Genomic DNA, 20486 nt, shown 5'->3' with positions numbered 1-20486 from the left:
CAAGGCAGAGGTATTTCTGCTAGAAAGGGTCGTGCTGCACCAAAATAGCGCAAACAGAGACTATCAATGTCTCTCATTGCTTCTCCACACTGCGACAATATTTAAAGAAATACGTTTAAATTCAGCAATCTAGCTCATTTTATGCAAGAGGCGAAAAGTGGGCATAGCCATTGCTTTTCTTATGTTATTCACTCAAATTTTATGCATACGGATAGTGAGCTTACGTGAGACGGCGCACACGCCCGGTATAAGCTCATCTATTAGGGTGTAAACACTGAATCATGCCTACCGATACCCAAACTGCACATGCCGATAATTTAAGCGATGCAACCAAGCGCTTTTTATTAGCTGCCAAGCATGCTGAAATTAACGTGCTAGAACAGTTATCCAGCAACTGCCGTATTGTTATTGCCGTGAAAAATGTAGTGCATGCTCTGCAAAAAGAGCGGGGAGCCAGTAACATTTACCTTGCATCGAAAGGTACCCGTTTCGTTGAGCAAAGAGACACTCATATTGCGCACGCAAAAGACGCTGAATCCATATTACGCAGCCAGCTTAAATCGCTATTTCTAACTCAAGATAGAGTCAACGCTAACCCGCGCCTGTTAAGCAGCATCACGTTAGCCCTTCAAGGCATCGACTATTTGCCTGTGTTGAGGGAAAAGGTGTCGGGCTTATCATTATCAGCCCTCGAGTCTACTCGTGCATATTGTCGGTTAGTGGCTGGGTTACTTACCGTGATATTTGAAGCTGCGGATATTGCCAGTGATCCCACTATCACTCGCACCCTCGTGGCACTGTTTAACTTTATGCAGGGCAAAGAGTATGCGGGCCAAGAAAGGGCCTGGGGGGCCATTGGTTTTGCCGAAACTCATTTTGATAAACGTTTATGTGAAAAACTATGCACGCTCCAACAAGCGCAATTGCACCACTTCTCTGTATTTCAAGAATTCGCCGCCGCCAAGCAAACCGCCTTACTAGATAAATTAAACGATAGCCCTGCGGCGCATGATATTAACCAGCTACGAAAAATGATTGCGCAATTGGCCGATGGTAGCCCTATTGCACCTGAAATTAGTGAAGTGTGGTTCGACGTTGCCACTCGCCGCATCGATGCCATGCAAGAAATTGAAAATACCCTCACCGAAGGGTTAATTAACGAGGCGAGACACAAAGTCACGAACGCCCAAAATGAAATGAAAAACCATCAGCGTCTCATTAGTAGTTTTTCTGATGAGTATGTGCCAGAAGGCTCCCCATTAACGTTGTTGTTTGACCCCAGCATGCCTGGGCTAGTGGAAGATCATGATGCACATCCCCACCCTACGCTAGACGGACAAACTGAAACGCTATCGGCACATCGCTCGTTTTATGATTTATTGCGAGGGCAGGCACAATACATCGAAGATATGACCCGTGAGCTAGAAGAAGCCAAGCGCGCCATCACAGAACATAAGCTTATTGATAGAGCGAAATTAATTCTAATGCAGCAATTTAAAATCAGTGAGCACGAGGCCTATCGACGATTGCAAAAACAAGCCATGAATGAAAATACCACTTTGCCTTCCATCGCGAATAAAGTGGTAGAGATAGCGCAGAAAGCGGCGTCACCCCGAAAGGGTTAAAAAAGGCCAGAGGGTCAACCAGCCTTTGTCGTTCACTCTTTGACGAAATACACTGGGTCTGGGGTATTGCGGATTAATACTTAGCGTACCTGAAAAATTCGCATCTATACCGTAAGGCGCAAGAATATCGCATTTTCCCTCATCGGTTAATCTTACCGCCACGCAGGTTTCTCGCTCTATCCAATACGACAAAGCTTCTTCACAGTTTTTATAGGCAGCATGACCATGCTTAAGGTGCATACGCGCTTGATTTCTTACCTGCCAGTTAGCTTCAGGAACCCTACGGCTAAGTTGTGTTTCCAATAAGCGTTCTGTTTCTTTGCTCGTATCCTTTACATCAAAATAGATAACGTCGATATCGTTAAGCGGTGAACTATGAGTGAAGTTTGAACGATGCTCTGGTAACAGGCTGTCCCAAATGCAATTACGTAAAAAGCCAGCACCGATATAACCTTGGGGAAGTTGAAGAGACTGCAGGGCCAGTAAGCACCGCCAGCGAAACGGGTCTGCCTTTAGCAATAACCCAATACGCGCGTGATATTCATTTGACCCTGCCAATGTTAATGCTGCCCTACCCTTTACTGATGGCGAATACGCAGTTTTCGCTGCCACTTTAGAATATAAAAGCAAAATGCCACAAAGGCACCACCACCTAACCATCCCGCCAGCACATCGGTAGGCCAATGTACGCCCAAAAATACCCGACTAACCCCCACAAAAAAGGTAAGTAAACCAGCCACCATGTACACCCATATTTTGACTGAGATCTGCGTGGTCGATTTAGCAAAAAGGCGAGCTATATAAAAATACACTATGGTAGACATCATTGCATGGGCAGAGGGAAAGCTTTGCGTGTATACGTCTACCTGGTGTTGAGCCAGCGGTGGACGACCGCGACTTATTCCATACTTTAACGCAAAGGTTAATGCTAACCCCGCAATAACGGCAAATACCAGGGTACTCGCCTGTTTAGTATAGCCTTGAAATTTAAGTCCTAATGCCGCTACAAAAGCAATAAACAACAACACACTGTTGCTGCCCATGGCGGTAGCATCCCTCAGTATATCCTGCTGCCACTCAGCCAACGGGTACTGTGATAAGGCGCCATGAAGCTGGGTATCGAATGGCGTTAATACTCCCATTGTCTCAAACAGCATAAGTAACAAAAAACCACCGCCTAATAGCACGACTTGCACCGTGGGGGTTTCAAGAATTTGAAAGTAGGCCTTAAAGGTACTTTTCACTTCCATGTTTGTATCTGCTCCTTATAAAGGGTTAATCGCGTTTACTGCCACCAAGGCACGCAGGGGAATTCGCCGCTTGACCGCCGCGCGCTTCCCACTCTTGTGGCGTATAAGTATGCAACGCCAATGCGTGTACCGGGCCTTTAAGGGCCTCATCTGCCAACGCATTAACTTGGCGATGACGAGCAATCAAGCGTTTACCTTCAAATTCGTCTGACACCACTGTCACCTTAAAATGACTTTGCGCGCCGTCGGGGACACTGTGCATAAAGCTTTCGTCGCGGATATCTAAATAGACCGGGTGCAACGCCTCTTTTAGTGCAGACGTTAAAAAATCTTGTACATTCATGGTTAACTCAATCAGGCAAAATTAACTGTCGATACGTGAGGTTGATTCTATCACCGATTGGTTTTGTCGTCTTTGCAATACCATGAAAATAATGGTGTTGTGTACTACCTGACATCACTAACAAGCTTCCGTGTTCCAACACTTGAACATGGCGCGCTTTTGTTTCTTTGTGCTTAAAAACAAACGGCCTGGCTTCACCCAAGGTTACCGACGCAATCGTGGGCGCGGGGCCAAGCTCTGGTTCGTCGTCGGCGTGCATACTCATGCTATCTTGACCATCTCGATACCAATTTGCCAGTACGCTATTAAAATGTGCGCCAACTTCGGCCGAACATAAGTCACGAATAGCGGCCAACTCCTTGGTCCATGGCGCGGGGGAAAGGGACAAACCTGAATAGGTGTAGTGACAATTGGCATCGCCGTGCCACGACTGTAATCGAGGAATTGGGATAGACTTACCAAACATACGTAGACTGTCTTGGCGCCATGGCAACGACTCGACGAGCCGCTTCTTGTAAAGGTTGGCTTGCTCTGTGGTAAGCCATTGCGGATAATAGCGCACGTGGGCTTCTGGTAACGGAAGCGTGAACGGTGACTTCACTGCTTTTTCTGTACCGGAAAAAAGGGGTAGTTGCATAATGACCCGACAACCTTAGAAAGAATTAAATGAACACAGAATTTATTCTGGCCGAGCGCCAGTTTACCTTAATTCGCTATCCCGAAAAGCACCAACATGTGAGTTTACAAGCATGGGACAGTGCCGACGAGCTACTCATTTCTCATGTGGACGATTTAGTGAGCGAGCAATCACTAACCGCAAACATGCTCATTCTCAATGACGACTTTGGTGCTCTTGGTTGTTGGTTTACGCAACATAACCCTATTTGGATTTCAGATTCTTTCATTGCGTTAAAAAGCCTAGGTGAAAACTTAAAAGCCAACCAATTGAACCCCGTCATTGATGATAACGACAAAATAAGCGCACCGGTAAGGTCACTCACCAGTGTGGAAAGCCTTACGCTAGACACACATTTAGCGCCTGACATCATATTAATCAAAGTTCCTCGCACTTTGGCGCTGTTAGAACAACAGCTTATCGATATTAGAAAGGTGGCCACACCGGATACTCAGATTATCGCTGCAGGCAAAGTGAAATCTATCACTAAATCTGTTTTAGCACTGTTTGAAAATATACTGGGGCCAACCACAACGTCGCTGGCTAAGAAGAAGTCTCGTCTCATCTTCTGCCAAGTGTCGCCGGCACTTCGCCCAAAAACCAATGATTACCCTAGCCGGTGGACTTGCACATTGCCCACCGGCAAAACAGTGCAACTGAATAACCATGCCAATGTATTCTCTCGTCAATCGCTAGATATTGGTGCCCGCGTACTTTTGCCTCACATGACAGTGAGCAGCAATGATGTGGTCGTAGACTTAGGCTGCGGCAATGGCGTATTAGGGTTACAGGCACTGGCGATGGCACCGGATTGTAGAGTGTTTTTTGTGGATGAATCTTACATGGCTGTGGAAAGCGCCCGCTTAAATGTCTTAGAAAATTTCCCAGACAAAATAGATCAGTGTGAATTTGTGGCCAGTAACTGTCTTGAAGCCTTGCTAAACAAAAAGCCCACACCTGAAATCACTAAAGTGTTCTGCAACCCGCCGTTTCATCAGCAAAATGCGATTACCGATCATATTGCGTGGCAGATGTTTCAAGATGCCCGAGAATGCTTGGTGAAAAGTGGTCACCTTATTGTTGTAGGTAACAGACACCTTGAATATCACATAAAACTTAAACGCCTATTCGGCGGTGCTAAGGTGATAGCAAGTGACAATAAATTCGTAGTACTAGGCACAGCAAAACGTTAAAGGACTTTTTATGTTAAAAACATTTGCCTCCATTATTTTTGTATTGAGTGTGGCAGTCACCAGCCTTGCCCATGCGGCAAATAAATCCGATGGTTCACATATTCAACCTGACAACTATTATCCTCGGGTTAAGATTGAAACCTCCATGGGTGATATTGTTGTAGAACTTGATAGGCGTCGCGCGCCAATTACTGTCAATAACTTTCTACGGTACGTAGATAAACGCAGTTATGAAGACACCATTTTTCATCGTATTGTGCCTGGGTTTGTTGTACAAGGCGGCGGTTACACCACTGATTTTGAAGGGAAGTCGAACTTTCCTGCTATTTTTAACGAATCGGGTAATGGGTTAACTAATGACTTACACACCATTGCCATGGCTCGCCAAAATGATCCTCATACCGCAAACCGTCAGTTTTTCTTCAACGTTAACGATAACGAAAGCCTGAACCCCGGGCGAGATTGGGGCTACGCGGTTTTTGGCCTCATCGTGGAAGGGGAAGATGTGGTAGATGCCATGTCAGAAGTAGAAACAGAGTACTCATTGGTGCTAAATGCGAACAACGTGCCTATTGAGCCCATTGTGATAAAGAAAGTGACGGTACTCCCACCACTTTAATCACTCCTTTGCGAGGTGCACATAGGTGGCCTCGCTGAACGCCTGCATTTATAAAGGTTTACTAAAACTTAAGCCAATACAAATGCTGAACATCAAAGCCTTTATCTGCATAAAAACCGTGCTTGTGAAACCCCAAACCCACCAGTAATTGCTGTGACGCGACATTGTGTGGGTGGGTCATGGCGGTAAGAAAATCAAAACCTTGTTGCTTCGCCCACGCCATCACGCCTTGGCAGGCTTCATTTGCCACGCCTTTTCCTCGTCCTTCTGGCAGTAATGCAAATCCTAAATCTGGGCAGCGAAACGAAAACCGATTAAACAAACCACATACCCCTAGAGGGTTACCCGTAGACTGACATACCACAGCACACAAACCATATCCCCACTCATCTCGTTGGGCATTGGTACGCGCAATGTAATCACATGCATCTTGTAAGGTGAAGATTGATTTACAGCCAATAAATTTAAGCCATAGGGGGTCTCGATTTAGGGTGAGGATCCAGTGCTTATCATCTAATGAAAGCGGGCGTAAACGTAATCGAGGAGTAACAATGTTCATACCATTTGAGCCGAGAGACAAGGACGCTACTGATAATACCTGTCACACTTGGGTATGTTCAAACCAACAGTCGCACAAACTCAACAAAATGACGCATTGGCAACAACGCTGCCAATGCGTCGAGGTAGGCTTTTTAGAATAGCGCTCTTACACCAAAGGTGATATTTCTGCCCGGAAGCGGCGCCTTGTCCTTCAAAAAGGATGTGTGAACACGTGCCTCTTCATCGGTAAGGTTGCTGCCTTTAGCGAACAGTACCCAATCAACACCCTGGCCAGATATCTCATACTGCACATTGGCATTAACCAGCGTATAGCCGTCGGTCGTGGTTTCGTATGAAGCCACATCGGTTTGGTCGTCATACCACGTAAAACCGACATCGGCAGTTAAGCCGTCATTGACATAGCTTAGTTCACTGCCAAATCGCATAGGCGGCGTGCGAGGTAAATTGTCGTCCTCCACTTCAGCATTAATATAATCACTAAAAACGGTTAAACGGAAAGCATCGTTTAAATCGACATAAGCTTCAGCTTCTACGCCCCAAATATCAGCATCGGCTTGTTGGAAGTAATACACAGGGGTTGTATCTTCGTCACTGTGATCCTCTTCCAACTCGGCGTCATCTTCATCATGTTCTTCATGCTCGGTTAACGCGAGCAAGCCCGTGTTCGACTGGAAGATATAATCATCGGCTTGGTTATAAAAGAAGGAAACACTGTAGCCCCAGTCGCCGGTAAACTTACGGAAAGTAACGTCTAAGTTTGTGCTTACTTCCTCATTCACATCCCTTAATTCATCTTCAATATGGCCTTCGTCGTCCATATCAAACACTAGGCCTACTTCGTAACTTTCGGTCGCTAAATGCTGGCCCGCCGAAAATAGCTCTTGCTGACTCGGCGCTCGCTCGCTCCGTGATAGGGTAACAGCAACAGACTGACCATCGGTATATTCCCAATTCACACCCGCTGACAAAGATAAACTGGTGAAGTCATACTCAGGGAAACTAAACTCGGTCCCATGCTCTTCTTCATCATGGTCTTCCTCTTCATGCTCTTCTTCATCTTCATGGAAAATATCTAACTCTACGTCACTGTCTTGTGCATCATAAGCGGTATTTTCTAGCCGGCCACCAAGCTCGAATGTGAGGTCTCCGACTTTTTTCTGCTCCACAACATAAAAAGCGTAATTGGTGCTGGTGTTAGCAGGGGTAAAAGCTTCTTCGCCTTCAGCAGCATAATCACTATGAGCAAACTGCATGCCGAACACGCCATGCCAGCCCTGCACTTCTTCATGATAAAGCGAGACTCGGATATCACTTGATTCATTAGAGAAAACGGTGGCGGGTTCACCATCTTCTATTTCTGTATGCTCATAGTCCGTGTATGAACCGGCAAACTTAATATTCGTTAAGCCTTCCATTGGTGAATGCCATTCACCTGCCACTTGGTAGCGGGTCATATCTACGTCAAGAGACACGCCTTCTTCATCTTCGTGCTCTTCTTCCGTTTCGTCTTCGTGTTCCTCTTCATGCTCGTGGCTGTGACCCGGTACACCGTATTCGTTGTCTAATTGTTCAACCGCAAAGCCAAAGTACCCTTCATCTGCCACATAGGAAATCCCCGCGACAAGATTAGAGGTCTCCATTTGACTGTCTTCCAGTACCCCTTTTTCTTCGTCTTCATCTGGGTCTACGGAGGCATAACCAGGAATATCCGCGTTTTCAGTGTCGCGATAGTATCCATCTAGGTGCCAAACGATATTGCCGCTGCCACCTGTTACATCACCGCGGGTATACTTACCCTCATTTACAGTGCTGTAACTCACTTCAGCCTCACCTTCTACACCGTCGACGTGGTACTGTGGAATACGTTTATCAACAATATTCACCACTCCACCAATAGCGCCACTACCGTATTGTAGGGTTGCTGGGCCGCGCAATACTTCAATTTGGGTTGCACTCGCCGTGCTTGAAGCGACATTGTGATCTGGACCTACACGGGAAACATCAGACACATCTAACCCGTTTTGAACAATCTTAACTCGTGGGCCATCGTTGCCACGAATAATCGGGCTACTCGAGACAGGCCCGAAATAGGTACTGTGCACACCTGCGGTGTTTTTGAGTGTTTCACCTAGAGTGGGTGCTTCAATTTTACGAAGTTTATCAGCGCTGATAACCGTGACAGGAGTCACTGACTCTAATACCGACGAGTTTAATGCTGTCGCAGTCACAACGATGTTTTCAACCGAGGCTGGGCTCAGTATAAAGTTAACCGTTTGATCGCCCTGGATGTCGCCTAAGTCATTATCGCCGTGGATAAACTGGGGTGAAAAAACATGAAGATGGACATGAGGTTGTGCGACGTCCTCAAATCGATAGACACCACTTTCATCGGTCATCGCTACGCGACGTGTGCCTTCAATTTTCACTTCAGCACCCGCTACAGGGTTCCCCGCAGGATCGGTCACTTTTCCCGTGATGGTTGTGGCAAGGACAGGCGTACTTAATAACGCTGCTATAGACAAGCTTAGCAGTGAACGCATCTTCATGTGGTTTCCTTTTTTAAAAGAGAATGTTGTTATTAGCTGTGATGTTATAACATTCTTAAGGATGTGCGCGAGAAAGTCAACAGCCGTTAACCGGAATAAAGATTCCATTTATCGTGAAATAAATTTAAGCGCGGCTAATGGGAAAGTTAATGACTTCGCGGATATGAGAGGCGCCCACTTTCAACATAAGAAGCCTGTCTATACCAAGGGCAACGCCAGCGCAATCAGGTAACCCCGATGCTAAAGCGGCTAAAAAATACTCGTCTATTGGTTTTTCAGGTAAATTGGCTTTTTTACGTTTCGCATTGTCTTGATAAAAGCGGTTTCGCTGCTCTTCTGGAGCGCATAATTCATAAAAGCCGTTTGCCAGTTCCGCGCCTTTATAGTACACCTCAAATCTGTCTGCGGTGCGACTGTCTTCTTCGTTGATTCTTGCCAGAGCAGCTTGTGTAGCGGGAAAACCATAGATAAAACAGGGCCGTACTTGACCGATTGAGGGTTCTATCACCACAGAAAAAAGCAATTGTAATTTGGCATCATCACTGAGCAATTCCGGTGTGTCGATATCAATGCCCGATGCCTCCATTGCGTTCAGTAGTTCGTCACTGCACGCAATAAGCGGATCTACCCTTAAATACGTAATAAATGCCTCTTTATAACTCATTTTATCGGCGGGTTCTGTGTCTAAGGTGGCCATTAGAAGCGCATCCACTTCTTCCATTAATTCAACATGGGTGAAGTGGGGGCGGTACCATTCAAGCATGGTAAATTCTGGGTTGTGCCAGCGACCTTCTCCTTCATGCCGAAAGGCCTTACCTATTTGATAGATTGCCCCGCTTTGTGCGCACAAAAGACGCTTCATGGCATATTCAGGTGACGTTTGAAGGTATAAGGTTGTCGGCTTACCTGACTCGTCGTAGTGAAATTCAGTACAAAACCCGTCAAGATGTTCATCGGTCACTGTGCCATGAGAAAGCACTGGCGTGTCTACCTCTAACACATCCCGCTGGGCGAAAAAGTCACGAATGGTAGAAAGCAATTTAGCTCGGGCTAAGCGGTTTTCATGAGAGGTTGTTGGTTGCCAATGATGCATAAAAAAGAAAAGCGAAATGTGGAATGAAAATGCCGATATGCATGAAGAACATATCGGCAATAGGTGTATGGCTTATTTTTGCGCGCGAGACACATATTCACCAGAGCGCGTATCTACACGGATAACTTCTCCGGTTTGAACGAACAGTGGGACACGAACTACAGCACCCGTACTGAGTGTCGCAGGCTTGCCACCTGTACCCGCAGTATCCCCTTTTAGACCTGGATCCGTTTCAGTAATCTCTAGTTCGACAAAGTTAGGCGGTGTAACGGTAATGGGCGAGCCGTTCCATAACGTAATGGTACATACATCGTTTTCTACCAACCATTTTACATTCTCGCCCACGGCTTTTTCGTCAGCAGCGATTTGTTCGAATGTATCGTTATTCATAAAGTGGTAGAATTCGCCGTCGGTGTACAAGTAGGCTAGCTCTGTATCCATTACGTCAGCGCCTTCTACTGATTCACCTGAGCGGAAGGTTTTTTCAAGAACTTTACCTGAAATAAGCTTACGGATTTTTACACGGTTGAAGGCTTGACCTTTACCCGGCTTCACATATTCGTTTTCTAGAATGTTGCATGGTTCGCCGTCCAGCATGATTTTCAGGCCGCCTTTGAACTCGTTAGTGCTGTAATTAGCCATATTTCCTCTGTCTAAACATAAGGTACAAAAAGTTTCGTGGAACAAATAATACCTAAAAAACCGATTTCTGTAGAGTCAAACTGGCAAAAAGAATTAGCAAAGAGCTTTACTGATCCCACTAAATTGCTCGATTTTTTAGATTTAGACAGCAAAAACTACCGCCAACACATAAAAGCGCGTCGTTTATTTCCGATGCGTGTACCTCGGCATTTTGCTCACTTAATAGAAAAGGGAAACCCCAATGACCCTCTATTGAAGCAAGTCATACCGTTAAGTGATGAATTTGTTAGCGAACCCGGTTATACCCAAGATCCCCTTGAAGAGCATGACACTGCGGGTCGAGGCGTGCTGCATAAATACGACTCTCGCGTGTTGCTTATGGTTAAAACGGGCTGCGCCGTCAATTGCCGATACTGCTTTCGTCGCCACTTCCCTTATCAAGATAATGCGGTAAGCAAAAGGCAATGGGACGACGCCCTCGCCTATATTGCGAGTCATCCTAATATTAACGAGGTGATATTTTCCGGTGGCGACCCGCTAATGGCTAACGACAACCAGTTAGCATGGCTTGCCGAGGAAATAGCGGCGATTCACCACGTTAAACGTTTACGCATACATACACGCCTCCCTGTGGTGTTGCCAGAGCGTATAGACCACGCCTTTACCACATGGCTAACCCGTTTACCGCTACAAACCGTTTTGGTGCTGCACGCGAACCATGCCAATGAAGTAACACCCGCATTGGCAGAGCGATTAAGTGGTTTGCGACGAGAAGGCACGACAATACTGAATCAGGCTGTACTACTTAAAGGTGTAAACGACAATGCATCTTCACTGTGCGATTTAAGCGAAACCCTGTTTGATGCTGGTATATTGCCGTATTATCTACATGTACTGGATAAGGTTGAAGGGGCGCATCACTTTTATGTTTGTGATGATAGCGCACGGCAGCTAATGAAAGAAACGATAAAACGTCTGCCAGGTTTCCTAGTACCAAAACTGGTGAGAGAAATTGGTGGGCAACCTGGCAAGACGCCTATCGACTTACATTTGCATCCATAATCTTACGCATAGGTGTCAATATTGGCACCTAGTGACGGGTTAGATGACGCAGGTTTTGGTACGTCAGCTGCTGTTTCCAGTAGCTGAAGCGTCGCTTTTCCTTCTTGCTCCTGTTGGCTTTTTGCCAACTTTAGCGAAGCTACCTCAAGTGACGCACCGGACGTTCCAGATGCACTTGCACCTTGTAAATCCATACCGATTTCCTTTGTTGCTTGTAGCAAAGTAAAAAAGTGGGCAGAATTGCCCACCTCTTAAGGTATCGACACCTTAAACAGTATCTTTAATCATTTTTTACATAGGCAGCTTTGAGGGTAACCATGCAAGCGATACATCAAAAACTTCAAGACACCATTCAAACCCTTTACCGTAAAGCCGTCGATGCAGATCAAGCGCTCGATCATTTACAAAAAGACCAAAAGGGTAAGTTTGCGGCGGTTTTCACCGCAGACAGCCCGTTTAATACCTCATCCAAACGATTTGGCCCCTACGTGGAAGAAATAGCGCAAGATTGGCAAGCGCTAAAAGCGATGTCTGAAGAAGAGGCAAAAGCAGCATTGCCTCTGCTGATAAAAAAAATAGAGTTGGCCTTAGTCACTATTGCCCAGTTTCAGTCAACACTGAGCAAAAAGTAATCTCGTGTTTCTAATCACGATACAGGGGGATGTTGGCTAGTCGGCGTCTGATTTCATTGACTTGTGCAATGTAAGGCGGGCTATCTACCCGTTGGTAGCGCTCAGTAAATTTTGCCTTGCTGAGCCCTTCGGGCAAGCCTTCGATAGGGGGCATAATATCCAAATCAGATTGTATCCGCGCCACCGCATTTTGAACCTCTATTGCATGGTCTGGATGATTTGCAACCTTGGCAAATTCAGCACCAGCCATATCGGCCGCTAAATCGACAAAGCTATATCCGGAACCGCCTAGCCCTCTATCCATAAGTTCTTTAAATTCACCAATGGCCAAGGACATACCCGCTTCCCCCATTAATTCTAATGCAGCAGAGATAATAAAATGGCGCGCTAAATCGTTGCGTTCAGCCAAAATTGCCGCTGAACGTGGCTTTAGTGCTTTGTCTGGATTAGGTTGAATATTGCCCACTAAATGCCCCACTCTATGATGTCCAACAAAAGCGGCTAAAGCAAAAATAACCGCCTTGTTATGTATTACGGCGTCATCTGGGGTCTGACTTTGTTCTCTCGCTCTTGCCATACCTTCGCGTAGGTACTCTATAAGTGGAACCGGGGTAGAAGACAGGGCAAGTTCTCGGCCAGAAATGTAGCGCAAATAGTAAGCGGTAAGGGTCTCTAATTCGTTGTTGGTATCGACCGAAAGCTGATTACTGACGTTGTCAATTTCATGAAGCAGTTCGTCGAGGGGCCCCAGCTGTAACTCTACTTCATTATCTCTCATTACCACGGCTTCAACCCGTGTTAGCGCAAGCGTGCCGATTTCAGAACGGGTATAGCGATTAATAGCAGCCTCTGCTAAACCTAACGCGGTATCACCGGGTATAGAGATATCTCCCAGGGTGATGTAATCAATTGTCAGCGCTTTACCCGGTAAAATCAGCGCCGACACATTAATATAGATGTCATCGTTATTCGGTGAAAAGGTAAAGGCCACTGTACCGCCATTCGCGGTAACATTCACTACACCTCGAAAATGGGGCACTGCGCGCTGCAGCACGCCCACCAAGCTCTCGATTTGAGTTTCAGATAACACAATGGTGTGACCTTCTTCCCGCTTAGAGAAGGCCGTATTGAGTTGCGCAAGAAGCGTATTTACCGTGTCTGCACCATCTAACTGGTTCGGGGCGCTAGCCGCCACTAATGGCTGTTTTTGAATAATCGCGATGCTAAGCCCAACCACCGCAACAAGTATTAGTATAAACAGGGTAACAAGCAGGCCAATTAGCCAACGAAATGCACGCGCCATAATTTAACTTCTAATCCTCGTGGCTAAGCCTGTGAAAAAAAAAATAGTAACTGAAAGTCACCCGTAAAAGCTAGCTTACAACACCTCGGCTTCTAACCAATGTTGTAACGAGCCGTAACTGACGGTGGCCAGTCCTAAATCGTGATTCGCGGTTTGGGCGGTGGGAATAACCACGCAATCTAACTTCGCCGCGACCGCTGACTGCAAACCATGCATCGTATCTTCAATGGCGACACAGGCAGATGCTGCCACACCTAACTTTTCCATTGCCAACTGGTAACTTTCGGGGTCTGGCTTACTTCGGGTAACGTCTTCGACGGCCACCACTGTGCTGATGTATTCTCGTAATCCATAGCCATCTAAGGTTTTTTCGACGGAAAGCTTACTGCCACCAGTGACAATCGCCAAGGTATACCCCTTTTCGTGGCACGCCTTTATTGTCTCAGCAGCATATGGCATGAGTGGAAACGGTTGCTCTTTCAAGAAGGCTTCAACCTTTTCATGTTTTTCATTTTCTAAGGCTAGCGTACTTGCGCTAATGTCGAAGTGATTTTTTAGATCGATGGCGTTTTGTTTCACCGGCACCCCAGCCATCATATCGCAATACAAAGACTCAGAGAGTGACACGCCGTAGGGCAACAATATTTCGCACCACAATTTATAGTGGACAGCCTCTGAATTTATCAAAGTACCGTCATGATCGAACAGTAAAGTGGACGTGTTGGCGGTGACAGCTTTTTTAACCATGTAAACTCCTAGGTGCGTCAAATCAAATTTGTAACTTACGCCTATCTCATCAGGGAATCTAGCGTGATTAGGTGAGTAATCGTATAAGTGCGGCTCTTAGCTTTTTCGCCAATAACAAATCCCTTTTTGACCACGGCAGACTTTGTTCACCGTCTACCTCACTCCATTTTTCAAACGACGCTCTGGGTGACAAAACGCCGTGAGAATTTACTTTTTGCATGGTTTTGTCGGGGTTACCTGCCCAGTGAGTGATTTGCTTCTCAGGTTGCCGAAACACATAGAGGCGCAAGCTTTTAAGCTCAAAGTTCAAGCGAATTAACATTACGCCACGTACTTCCTCATGAGACACACTCGCGAGTCCGTCGACGTCCCTTATATCTTGTTTACTTAAAAGAACATCTGAGGTGTCATGTCGACAGGCATTATCTATATCTCGCACAAGTCGCTGTTCGGCCTTTGGCAAGCAAAGATGCCAATCATCGTTAATGTACATAGCAGCGCCGCTGGCCTGAAACGCCGTCTTTGCTGCCTGCAAGAATGACGGAATACTCTGCTCACCTTTTATTCTCAATTTTTGCGCTAGTACGCTAACTTCATCGTCTAGGCTGGTCAATAAGGCTAAACGCTTTTTCGACTGATACGTAGAGTAAATCATAGAAAAATATTTAACTAAACTTTCCGCCTGATAGCGCAGATGCGCGTCAATGGGCGTAGCTGTAGCATGGTGACAGGAAATAATTCCCCATAATTTTCCCGTTTGCATAATGGGAACAGAAAACGACGTTGCTACCCCCATATTTTGAAGGTATTCGCCGTGTAGGGGCGACACGCTGCGTAAATCGGAATAGGTCAAATCCAGTGGCGTGCCGTATTGGGTGAGGAAGTTAACTGCCTCCTGACGACTATCTGCAATGTACCGTGAGGGATTCTGATAATACATTTGCCTCGCAATGGCGGGAATGTCTGACGCAGGAAATTTTAGGCCTAGATAAGGCGGCAGCCCCGTAACCACTTTTTCAGCCACCACTTCCCCCGACCAATGTTCATTGAAACGGTAAAGCACAATTCGCTCACAGGGGAGGAATTCATCGAGGGTGTGAATAAGTTGGTTCCAGTAGTCATGTTCTTGCCAAGATGCATCAATGCGCGGCAAGATAGACGCGCGCAATTGCAAATACTGGCGCTGGGTAACAGTGGCGGTACTGCGTTCAATTTCAATTAAGATGCCTGCATCACTGCGATGACTTCTATAATTCAAAGACGCTGTCGTGGTATTGTCATTAAACGCATAAGCACGATTGCCCGCTTTGATGCCCAAATTGTACAGTAATTCTAAGGGTAGCCAGGTTAAATCGTGAACTTTTGTCCCCACGAGTTGCGCGACAGATAAAGGGCAATACTCAGCAATATTTTCACTGGCGGCAGTGACCGTTAAGCTTTCGTTGTCAATAAAAAATGCACCGCCAAAACCTTGAATTTGACCGCTTAAGTGCAATGCTTCTTTTTCACAATTTGCAACGAGCTCATTGAAATCGTCGGTCTCCAAATTGGTCCCCTTAGTCATTTTCTGCATTGTTGTTAGCGGTCTAGTTTTTCGAGCATGTTATCAAACGTTACTGGTGCAGAGAACACGAAACCTTGCGCTAATTCGCACCCTACCGATACGAGGTAGTCCATTTGTTCTTCCGTTTCCACTTGGTCAGCCACCACTGTCATACCCAATACGTTGGCGACATCAATATAGGCGCGAAGCAACTGCTCACTGGCGTCGTCTGGTTGTTCAATAATTTGACGAGAAAGCTTCATTTCACTGGCACCACATTGCTGTAGCTGTGCAACTGCACTTTGGTGAATACCAAAATCGTCAATACAAATAACCGCGCCCATCGATTTTAGCGACTGTAATCGGTGGAAAATGCGCTTCTCACCCTTTTGGATATCACGCTCGGATATTTCAAACTTAAAAGCTTCTGCGGGTAGAGAGGTGCGCGACAGTAGTTGTTCGAAGCGTTTTGTGAAGTCTGATGTTAGCAACTGCTTTCCAGAAAGATTAACAGATACTCTAGGTAGAGAGATACCTTTTTGCATCGCCATTTTTAAATCGAACGCCACCAGCTCTAGCGCGTGAAATCCAATAGCATCAATAAGATTCGCTTTTTCAGCAACATCGATAAACTCTGCTGCCCGGGTAATATCTTGTTCATCATTCGCAATACGTAACAACGCTTCCATTCCCACTATAGCATTGCTGGCAATATCGTACTGGGGTTGGTAAACCAAACTAAACTGACGCTCTTGTAACGCGCTTTTTAATCGCGCTTCAATTTGAACCCGGGCTTGTGCCTTTTCCATCATTCGGGCAGTAAAATACTGATACTGGCCTCGCCCTAGCGATTTCGCATGGTACATGGCTTCATCAGCGTGGTGTAACAGCACGTCTGGCGTGATTCCGTCATTAGGATAGACAGCCACTCCCACGCTGGCAGAAATTGCAATTTGGTGATTGGCCACCTGGAACTCAGTTTCTACTTGGGTAATAATCCGTTTAGCGATTTCATCTATTTCATCCACACGAGCCGCAGAAACAATCGCCACAAATTCATCACCGCCTAGTCGCGCCAACATATCGGTGTCACGAATGCACTTGTTGATTCGCTTCGTCACTTGTTTAAGTAACAAGTCTCCCACTTTGTGTCCTAAGTTATCGTTCACCGGCTTAAACTTGTCCAAGTCGATAAAAAGCACGGCGCACAATTGTTCCGCACGCTTTGCGTTACCTACCATCAACTCTAAACGCTCAAGCAAAACCGCGCGATTGGGCAGGCCCGTTAACTCGTCGTGGGTGGCCAGATATTCAATACGCCGCTGCATGTCTTTAATTTCGTTAACATCACTGAAAGCTGCAACATAGTTCACTATGTCGCCATCGCCGCCTTTCACAGCGTTAACGGTTAGCCACATAGTGACACTCGACCCACTTTTCACCTTTATCTCGGCTTCTCCCTGCCAAAAGCCGCGTTCACTTAGCGAGGCCCGTATTCCCCGGTAAAAATCGTCGGAATGAGAGGAAGATTGAAGCATGCTGGGCGCATTTCCGGTCAATTCCTGGGTAGTGTAACCGGTAACTTCCGTGAAGGTTTCGTTGGCCGTAACAATTTTTTCGTTAGCGTCCGTCACTAAAATGGCTTCACTGGTACGCTCAAAAATTTTCCCCGCCAGTCTTAGCTGTTCATTAGCGTGCTTTTCCTTAGAAATGTCGGTGGCTTGAGTGCAAATGGACTTAATAGTACCTTCAGCATCAAAAATCGGAAAACGTACACTGTTTAACGTGACTTTACCTAACGGTAGTGTGAATTCATCAATGGTTTCCAATGGTGATAAAGTACGCATAGTATCTAAATCTTTATCACGAAACTGCTTAGCCGTTTCTCTTTCGAATATTTGCAAATCGGTTTTGCCCACCACCTCATCGGCATGCAGTCCAAACACTTCTTCAAAACGCGCGTTGACGAACTCGTAACGTCCCGCGTTGTCTTTAAGCGCAATCACAGCCAGTGAATTATTCATAATAGAAAGAAGTTGTTCTTGGCTCTTCTCTATACGTTCATGGGCCAATACCAATTCTGAATTATCGATAATAACAATAATTGCGCCTGTAATACGCTCGCGGCTGTTGAAGATAGGCGTAATGAATACGTTATAGGTTTCTTGGCTCGAAGGCTTGATAATCACATTCTCTGCCACACCCGTTTGCAGCGTTTTATTCAAACGCATTTCAATGTCTTCGAAATAATCAGGAAAGTTAAGGGTGTCCATGGGCTTTCTAAAAGACCCATTATTTAAATGAAAGCGCCTATTCGCCGCATCATTGGTGCGATTTAAGCAATGATCCATGTCGAACACCAAAATAGGAAAATCCAAGGTGTTATATACACTCATTAACTCACTGTTTACGGCTCCAAGTTCTGCGGATTTACGCATACTTTCTTCATTCACACTAATGAGTTCTTCATTGGTGGCTTGAAGCTCTTCATTGGTGGCTTCTAGTTCTTCGTTATTGGCTTGCAGTTCCTCGTTTGCAGCCTGAACTTCCTCGTTGAGCGCTTGCATTTCTTCTGCTGAGGCCGCCATTTCTTCGGTTAGCGTTTGCAATTGCTCTCGTGCTGCAATGAGTTCGGCCACGTCCGCTTCACTGTTATCCGCTTCCTGCGACGGCGAGGTTGATGCTTGGACTTCTACTTCGAAAAAATTCACTAAAAAATGAGAAGGCGAGTGGGTCTCTAACGGCAGGATCCGCATTTTCCATTGCTTTTCGTCACTTTCGTCCAGCTGCTTACTTCGGCTGACGATCATCTCACCTGTTCGACTGGCTTTGTTCATGCAGGAAATAAGCTCAGCGGAAAACGGCGCCGCAATGAGTTTTGATAGATTAAGATCGGGTATGCCAGACGGAAAACGAATAAAAGGCTCAAGCCGACCATGCGAATGCAAAATAGAGAAGCGTTCATTAATCAATAAGCTAGGGCCAAAACAATCTAACACCGAACGGGTGAAGATGTTTTCATAGCTGTTAGTGACCGTGTCTTTCACTTTCGATGTGGATAAGTGACTTTTCAGCATTTTCGGCAAATTAGGCCGCTTCGAAGCTTGGCTAACCTTGAAAATGCGGCAACGCCTATCAAGGGCCACAAACATATCTTCGGTGGACCCAATAGATTCAGATTTTCCTAAGAAAAGAACACCATCTTTGAGCAGTGAATACCTAAATAGCGATAACACCCTATGCTGCAACTCGCTGTTGAAATAAATAAGTACGTTGCGAAACGACACCATATCTAAATGTAAAAATGGCGGGTCGCGCGTAATGTCTTGGCGCGAAAATGTAATCACGTCTCGTAATTGCTTCTGAGGATAATAAGCGTCTCTCTCGTAGCGAAAGTACTTATCCATCATTTCACTGTCTAAGCCTGACATGGATTGCACCGAATAGGCACCTTTGCGCGCTACGTTTAAAGCATGTTCATCAATATCAGTGGCAAAAACTTGAAGCGTAATCTCTAAGTTTGCATTTTCTATGGCTTCGAGAAATACGATGGCGAGTGAATAAGCTTCTTCCCCCGTGGCGCAGCCTGCCACCCAAAGACGAACACTATCGCCGTTACGCTTTCGCGCTATAATTTCTTCAATGTGATGACGAATGGCGTTAAAGGCCTTGGCGTCACGGAAGAAATCGGTGACCGAAATAAGCAACTCTTTCGAGAGGGCGACGACTTCGTCTGCATTTTCGTCAAGGTAGCTAAGATACTCTTTTAGTTCCGTTGTTTGCGTAGCAATAAGACGACGATTAACCCGGCGTAGCAAGGTAGATTGCTTGTAGAAACTAAAGTCAATTTTAGTGGCTTCACGAATTTTTCCGTAAAGTTCACTCATTAGCTCATGCCGATCATCTTCTTGAGAAGAAAACACGTTTCGGGAAATGTTTTGCGAAATATGGGCAATTTCCTGCCCCATTTCTTGCGGCTCTAAAATACCGTCAACCGCAACACTTTCCAGTGCCGCTTTGGGCATGCCGTCATACTTTGCGGTGGCTGGGTCTTGTACAAATGCAAAGCCCCCCACACTTTTAATGGCTTTTAGACCACGGGCGCCATCACCGCCAGTGCCCGATAAAATAACGCCAATGGCATGGTCCCCAATTTCATCGGCTAATGACTCAAACAAAAGATTGACCGAAGGCTTTGGAGACAATTCGCTGGGCGTTTTGTCTAAGGCAATGCGCCCTTCGGTATAACGCAAATGGTAACCCGGCGGCCCTACGTATATGGTATTGGCTTTAACGCGACATTGCTGGCTAGCTTCTTCTACAGGATATTCGGTTTCACGCGCCAAAATATCCGACATTTGACTTTTATGGGAGGGTGATAAGTGCTGTGCAATAATAAAAGAGGCGTTGATTGACTTAGGTAGGTTGCTAACAAGATTAATCAGTGCTTCGATGCCTCCCGCTGAAGAGCCTACGCCAACGACAAATGGTGCAACGTCAGTTTTCCCATCATTCGATACAGGTAAAGAATCCATTTTACATTTCGCCTCATTTTAACAACCGGTTCTCAGCCCCCAAAGGAACACCGTCACTATACCAGTAACCCTTCAACCAACCTATACTAAAGTATAGGTTTGAGGGTATAAAAAAG

Annotated in this window: 18 protein-coding genes; 5 read left to right on the top strand and 13 right to left on the bottom strand. The window is 45.9% G+C overall.

All coding sequences use genetic code 11. The annotated features are described in order from the left end of the window. The first annotated feature begins 281 nt into the window (after positions 1-281). Positions 282-1625 carry a nitrate regulatory protein gene (locus tag EP13_RS03180; RefSeq protein WP_044055994.1) on the top strand — a complete coding sequence of 448 codons (1344 nt, stop codon included), beginning with the start codon at positions 282-284 and terminating at the stop codon, positions 1623-1625. Here the strand turns inward: EP13_RS03180 and EP13_RS03175 are convergent. The 4 genes from EP13_RS03175 to EP13_RS03160 are packed head-to-tail and all read right to left on the bottom strand — an operon-like array spanning position 1608 to position 3855. Beyond that, entirely contained in the window at positions 1608-2183 is a 576-nt protein-coding gene (locus EP13_RS03175) for a nucleotidyltransferase family protein (protein WP_052364260.1), read from the bottom strand. The two genes, EP13_RS03180 and EP13_RS03175, sit on opposite strands and share 18 nt — an antisense overlap. A 20-nt stretch (positions 2184-2203) precedes the next feature. Then, the gene (locus EP13_RS03170; protein ID WP_044055993.1) at positions 2204-2875 is read right to left on the bottom strand and encodes a phosphatase PAP2 family protein; all 672 of its coding nucleotides are present in this window, start codon (positions 2873-2875) and stop codon (positions 2204-2206) included. Positions 2876-2900: 25 nt separating this feature from the next. Next, positions 2901-3218, bottom strand: coding sequence for a BolA family protein (locus tag EP13_RS03165; protein ID WP_044055992.1), 318 nt, complete (start codon positions 3216-3218; stop codon positions 2901-2903). A gap of 7 nt (positions 3219-3225) precedes the next feature. Then, positions 3226-3855: an alpha-ketoglutarate-dependent dioxygenase AlkB family protein gene (locus EP13_RS03160; RefSeq protein ID WP_044055991.1), complete on the bottom strand. Its 630-nt coding sequence runs from the start codon at positions 3853-3855 to the stop codon at positions 3226-3228. Between the two features lie 29 nt (positions 3856-3884). Here EP13_RS03160 and EP13_RS03155 point away from each other — a divergent pair, with 29 nt between their 5' ends. Next, the gene (locus EP13_RS03155) at positions 3885-5087 is read left to right on the top strand and encodes a methyltransferase (protein ID WP_044055990.1); all 1203 of its coding nucleotides are present in this window, start codon (positions 3885-3887) and stop codon (positions 5085-5087) included. Between the two features lie 10 nt (positions 5088-5097). Continuing rightward, a complete protein-coding gene (locus EP13_RS03150) occupies positions 5098-5706 on the top strand; it encodes a peptidylprolyl isomerase (RefSeq protein ID WP_044055989.1) in 609 nt (202 codons plus the stop codon). A gap of 61 nt (positions 5707-5767) precedes the next feature. Here EP13_RS03150 and EP13_RS03145 read toward each other — a convergent pair whose 3' ends face one another. The 4 genes from EP13_RS03145 to efp all read right to left on the bottom strand — a co-directional run bounded on the left by EP13_RS03145 (position 5768) and on the right by efp (position 10548). After that, complete coding sequence (locus EP13_RS03145; protein ID WP_044055988.1) at positions 5768-6265, bottom strand: GNAT family N-acetyltransferase; 498 nt, start codon at positions 6263-6265, stop codon at positions 5768-5770. 133 nt (positions 6266-6398) lie between these two features. Next, positions 6399-8813 (bottom strand): TonB-dependent receptor, encoded by a 2415-nt coding sequence (locus tag EP13_RS03140; RefSeq protein WP_044055987.1) that lies wholly within the window; start codon positions 8811-8813, stop codon positions 6399-6401. Between the two features lie 124 nt (positions 8814-8937). Further along, positions 8938-9906 carry an elongation factor P--(R)-beta-lysine ligase gene (gene epmA / locus EP13_RS03135; RefSeq protein ID WP_044055986.1) on the bottom strand — a complete coding sequence of 323 codons (969 nt, stop codon included), beginning with the start codon at positions 9904-9906 and terminating at the stop codon, positions 8938-8940. Between the two features lie 72 nt (positions 9907-9978). Then, on the bottom strand, positions 9979-10548 hold the full coding sequence (gene efp / locus EP13_RS03130; protein ID WP_044055985.1) for an elongation factor P: 570 nt from the start codon (positions 10546-10548) through the stop codon (positions 9979-9981). A gap of 36 nt (positions 10549-10584) precedes the next feature. Between efp and epmB the strand changes: the two genes are divergently transcribed. After that, on the top strand, positions 10585-11610 hold the full coding sequence (gene epmB, locus EP13_RS03125; protein WP_044055984.1) for an EF-P beta-lysylation protein EpmB: 1026 nt from the start codon (positions 10585-10587) through the stop codon (positions 11608-11610). 2 nt (positions 11611-11612) lie between these two features. Here epmB and EP13_RS03120 read toward each other — a convergent pair whose 3' ends face one another. Beyond that, positions 11613-11804: a hypothetical protein gene (locus tag EP13_RS03120; RefSeq protein ID WP_044055983.1), complete on the bottom strand. Its 192-nt coding sequence runs from the start codon at positions 11802-11804 to the stop codon at positions 11613-11615. A gap of 123 nt (positions 11805-11927) precedes the next feature. Between EP13_RS03120 and EP13_RS03115 the strand changes: the two genes are divergently transcribed. Further along, the gene (locus EP13_RS03115) at positions 11928-12242 is read left to right on the top strand and encodes a hypothetical protein (protein WP_044055982.1); all 315 of its coding nucleotides are present in this window, start codon (positions 11928-11930) and stop codon (positions 12240-12242) included. 10 nt (positions 12243-12252) lie between these two features. Here the strand turns inward: EP13_RS03115 and EP13_RS03110 are convergent, their stop codons facing one another. From EP13_RS03110 to EP13_RS03095, 4 genes are all read right to left on the bottom strand, one after another. Continuing rightward, positions 12253-13545, bottom strand: a complete 1293-nt coding sequence (locus EP13_RS03110) for a hypothetical protein (protein WP_231497917.1) — start codon at positions 13543-13545, stop codon at positions 12253-12255. A 75-nt stretch (positions 13546-13620) separates the two neighbouring features. Further along, positions 13621-14292 (bottom strand): HAD family hydrolase, encoded by a 672-nt coding sequence (locus EP13_RS03105; RefSeq protein ID WP_044055980.1) that lies wholly within the window; start codon positions 14290-14292, stop codon positions 13621-13623. Between the two features lie 67 nt (positions 14293-14359). Beyond that, a complete protein-coding gene (locus EP13_RS03100) occupies positions 14360-15838 on the bottom strand; it encodes a GAF domain-containing protein (protein ID WP_044055979.1) in 1479 nt (492 codons plus the stop codon). A gap of 32 nt (positions 15839-15870) precedes the next feature. Beyond that, positions 15871-20370, bottom strand: coding sequence for a chemotaxis protein CheB (locus EP13_RS03095; RefSeq protein WP_044055978.1), 4500 nt, complete (start codon positions 20368-20370; stop codon positions 15871-15873). Between the last annotated feature and the right edge of the window lie 116 nt (positions 20371-20486).

The sequence above is a fragment of the Alteromonas australica genome, assembly GCF_000730385.1.
GTDB classification, from domain to species: domain Bacteria; phylum Pseudomonadota; class Gammaproteobacteria; order Enterobacterales; family Alteromonadaceae; genus Alteromonas; species Alteromonas australica.
Note: the sequence above shows the minus strand (reverse complement) of the source record. Positions and strands in the feature narration are given on the sequence as shown.

What these genes read in the sequence shown, in the direction of transcription:
- epmA (WP_044055986.1), bottom strand. Translation starts at nt 9,906, where the DNA reads ATGCATCATTGGCAACCAACAACCTCTCATGAAAACCGCTTAGCCCGA.
- EP13_RS03140 (WP_044055987.1), bottom strand. Translation starts at nt 8,813, where the DNA reads ATGAAGATGCGTTCACTGCTAAGCTTGTCTATAGCAGCGTTATTAAGT.
- EP13_RS03110 (WP_231497917.1), bottom strand. Translation starts at nt 13,545, where the DNA reads ATGGCGCGTGCATTTCGTTGGCTAATTGGCCTGCTTGTTACCCTGTTT.
- EP13_RS03170 (WP_044055993.1), bottom strand. Translation starts at nt 2,875, where the DNA reads ATGGAAGTGAAAAGTACCTTTAAGGCCTACTTTCAAATTCTTGAAACC.
- EP13_RS03150 (WP_044055989.1), top strand. Translation starts at nt 5,098, where the DNA reads ATGTTAAAAACATTTGCCTCCATTATTTTTGTATTGAGTGTGGCAGTC.
- EP13_RS03160 (WP_044055991.1), bottom strand. Translation starts at nt 3,855, where the DNA reads ATGCAACTACCCCTTTTTTCCGGTACAGAAAAAGCAGTGAAGTCACCG.
- EP13_RS03115 (WP_044055982.1), top strand. Translation starts at nt 11,928, where the DNA reads ATGCAAGCGATACATCAAAAACTTCAAGACACCATTCAAACCCTTTAC.
- efp (WP_044055985.1), bottom strand. Translation starts at nt 10,548, where the DNA reads ATGGCTAATTACAGCACTAACGAGTTCAAAGGCGGCCTGAAAATCATG.
- EP13_RS03095 (WP_044055978.1), bottom strand. Translation starts at nt 20,370, where the DNA reads ATGGATTCTTTACCTGTATCGAATGATGGGAAAACTGACGTTGCACCA.
- EP13_RS03145 (WP_044055988.1), bottom strand. Translation starts at nt 6,265, where the DNA reads ATGAACATTGTTACTCCTCGATTACGTTTACGCCCGCTTTCATTAGAT.
- EP13_RS03165 (WP_044055992.1), bottom strand. Translation starts at nt 3,218, where the DNA reads ATGAATGTACAAGATTTTTTAACGTCTGCACTAAAAGAGGCGTTGCAC.
- EP13_RS03105 (WP_044055980.1), bottom strand. Translation starts at nt 14,292, where the DNA reads ATGGTTAAAAAAGCTGTCACCGCCAACACGTCCACTTTACTGTTCGAT.
- EP13_RS03155 (WP_044055990.1), top strand. Translation starts at nt 3,885, where the DNA reads ATGAACACAGAATTTATTCTGGCCGAGCGCCAGTTTACCTTAATTCGC.
- EP13_RS03120 (WP_044055983.1), bottom strand. Translation starts at nt 11,804, where the DNA reads ATGGATTTACAAGGTGCAAGTGCATCTGGAACGTCCGGTGCGTCACTT.
- EP13_RS03180 (WP_044055994.1), top strand. Translation starts at nt 282, where the DNA reads ATGCCTACCGATACCCAAACTGCACATGCCGATAATTTAAGCGATGCA.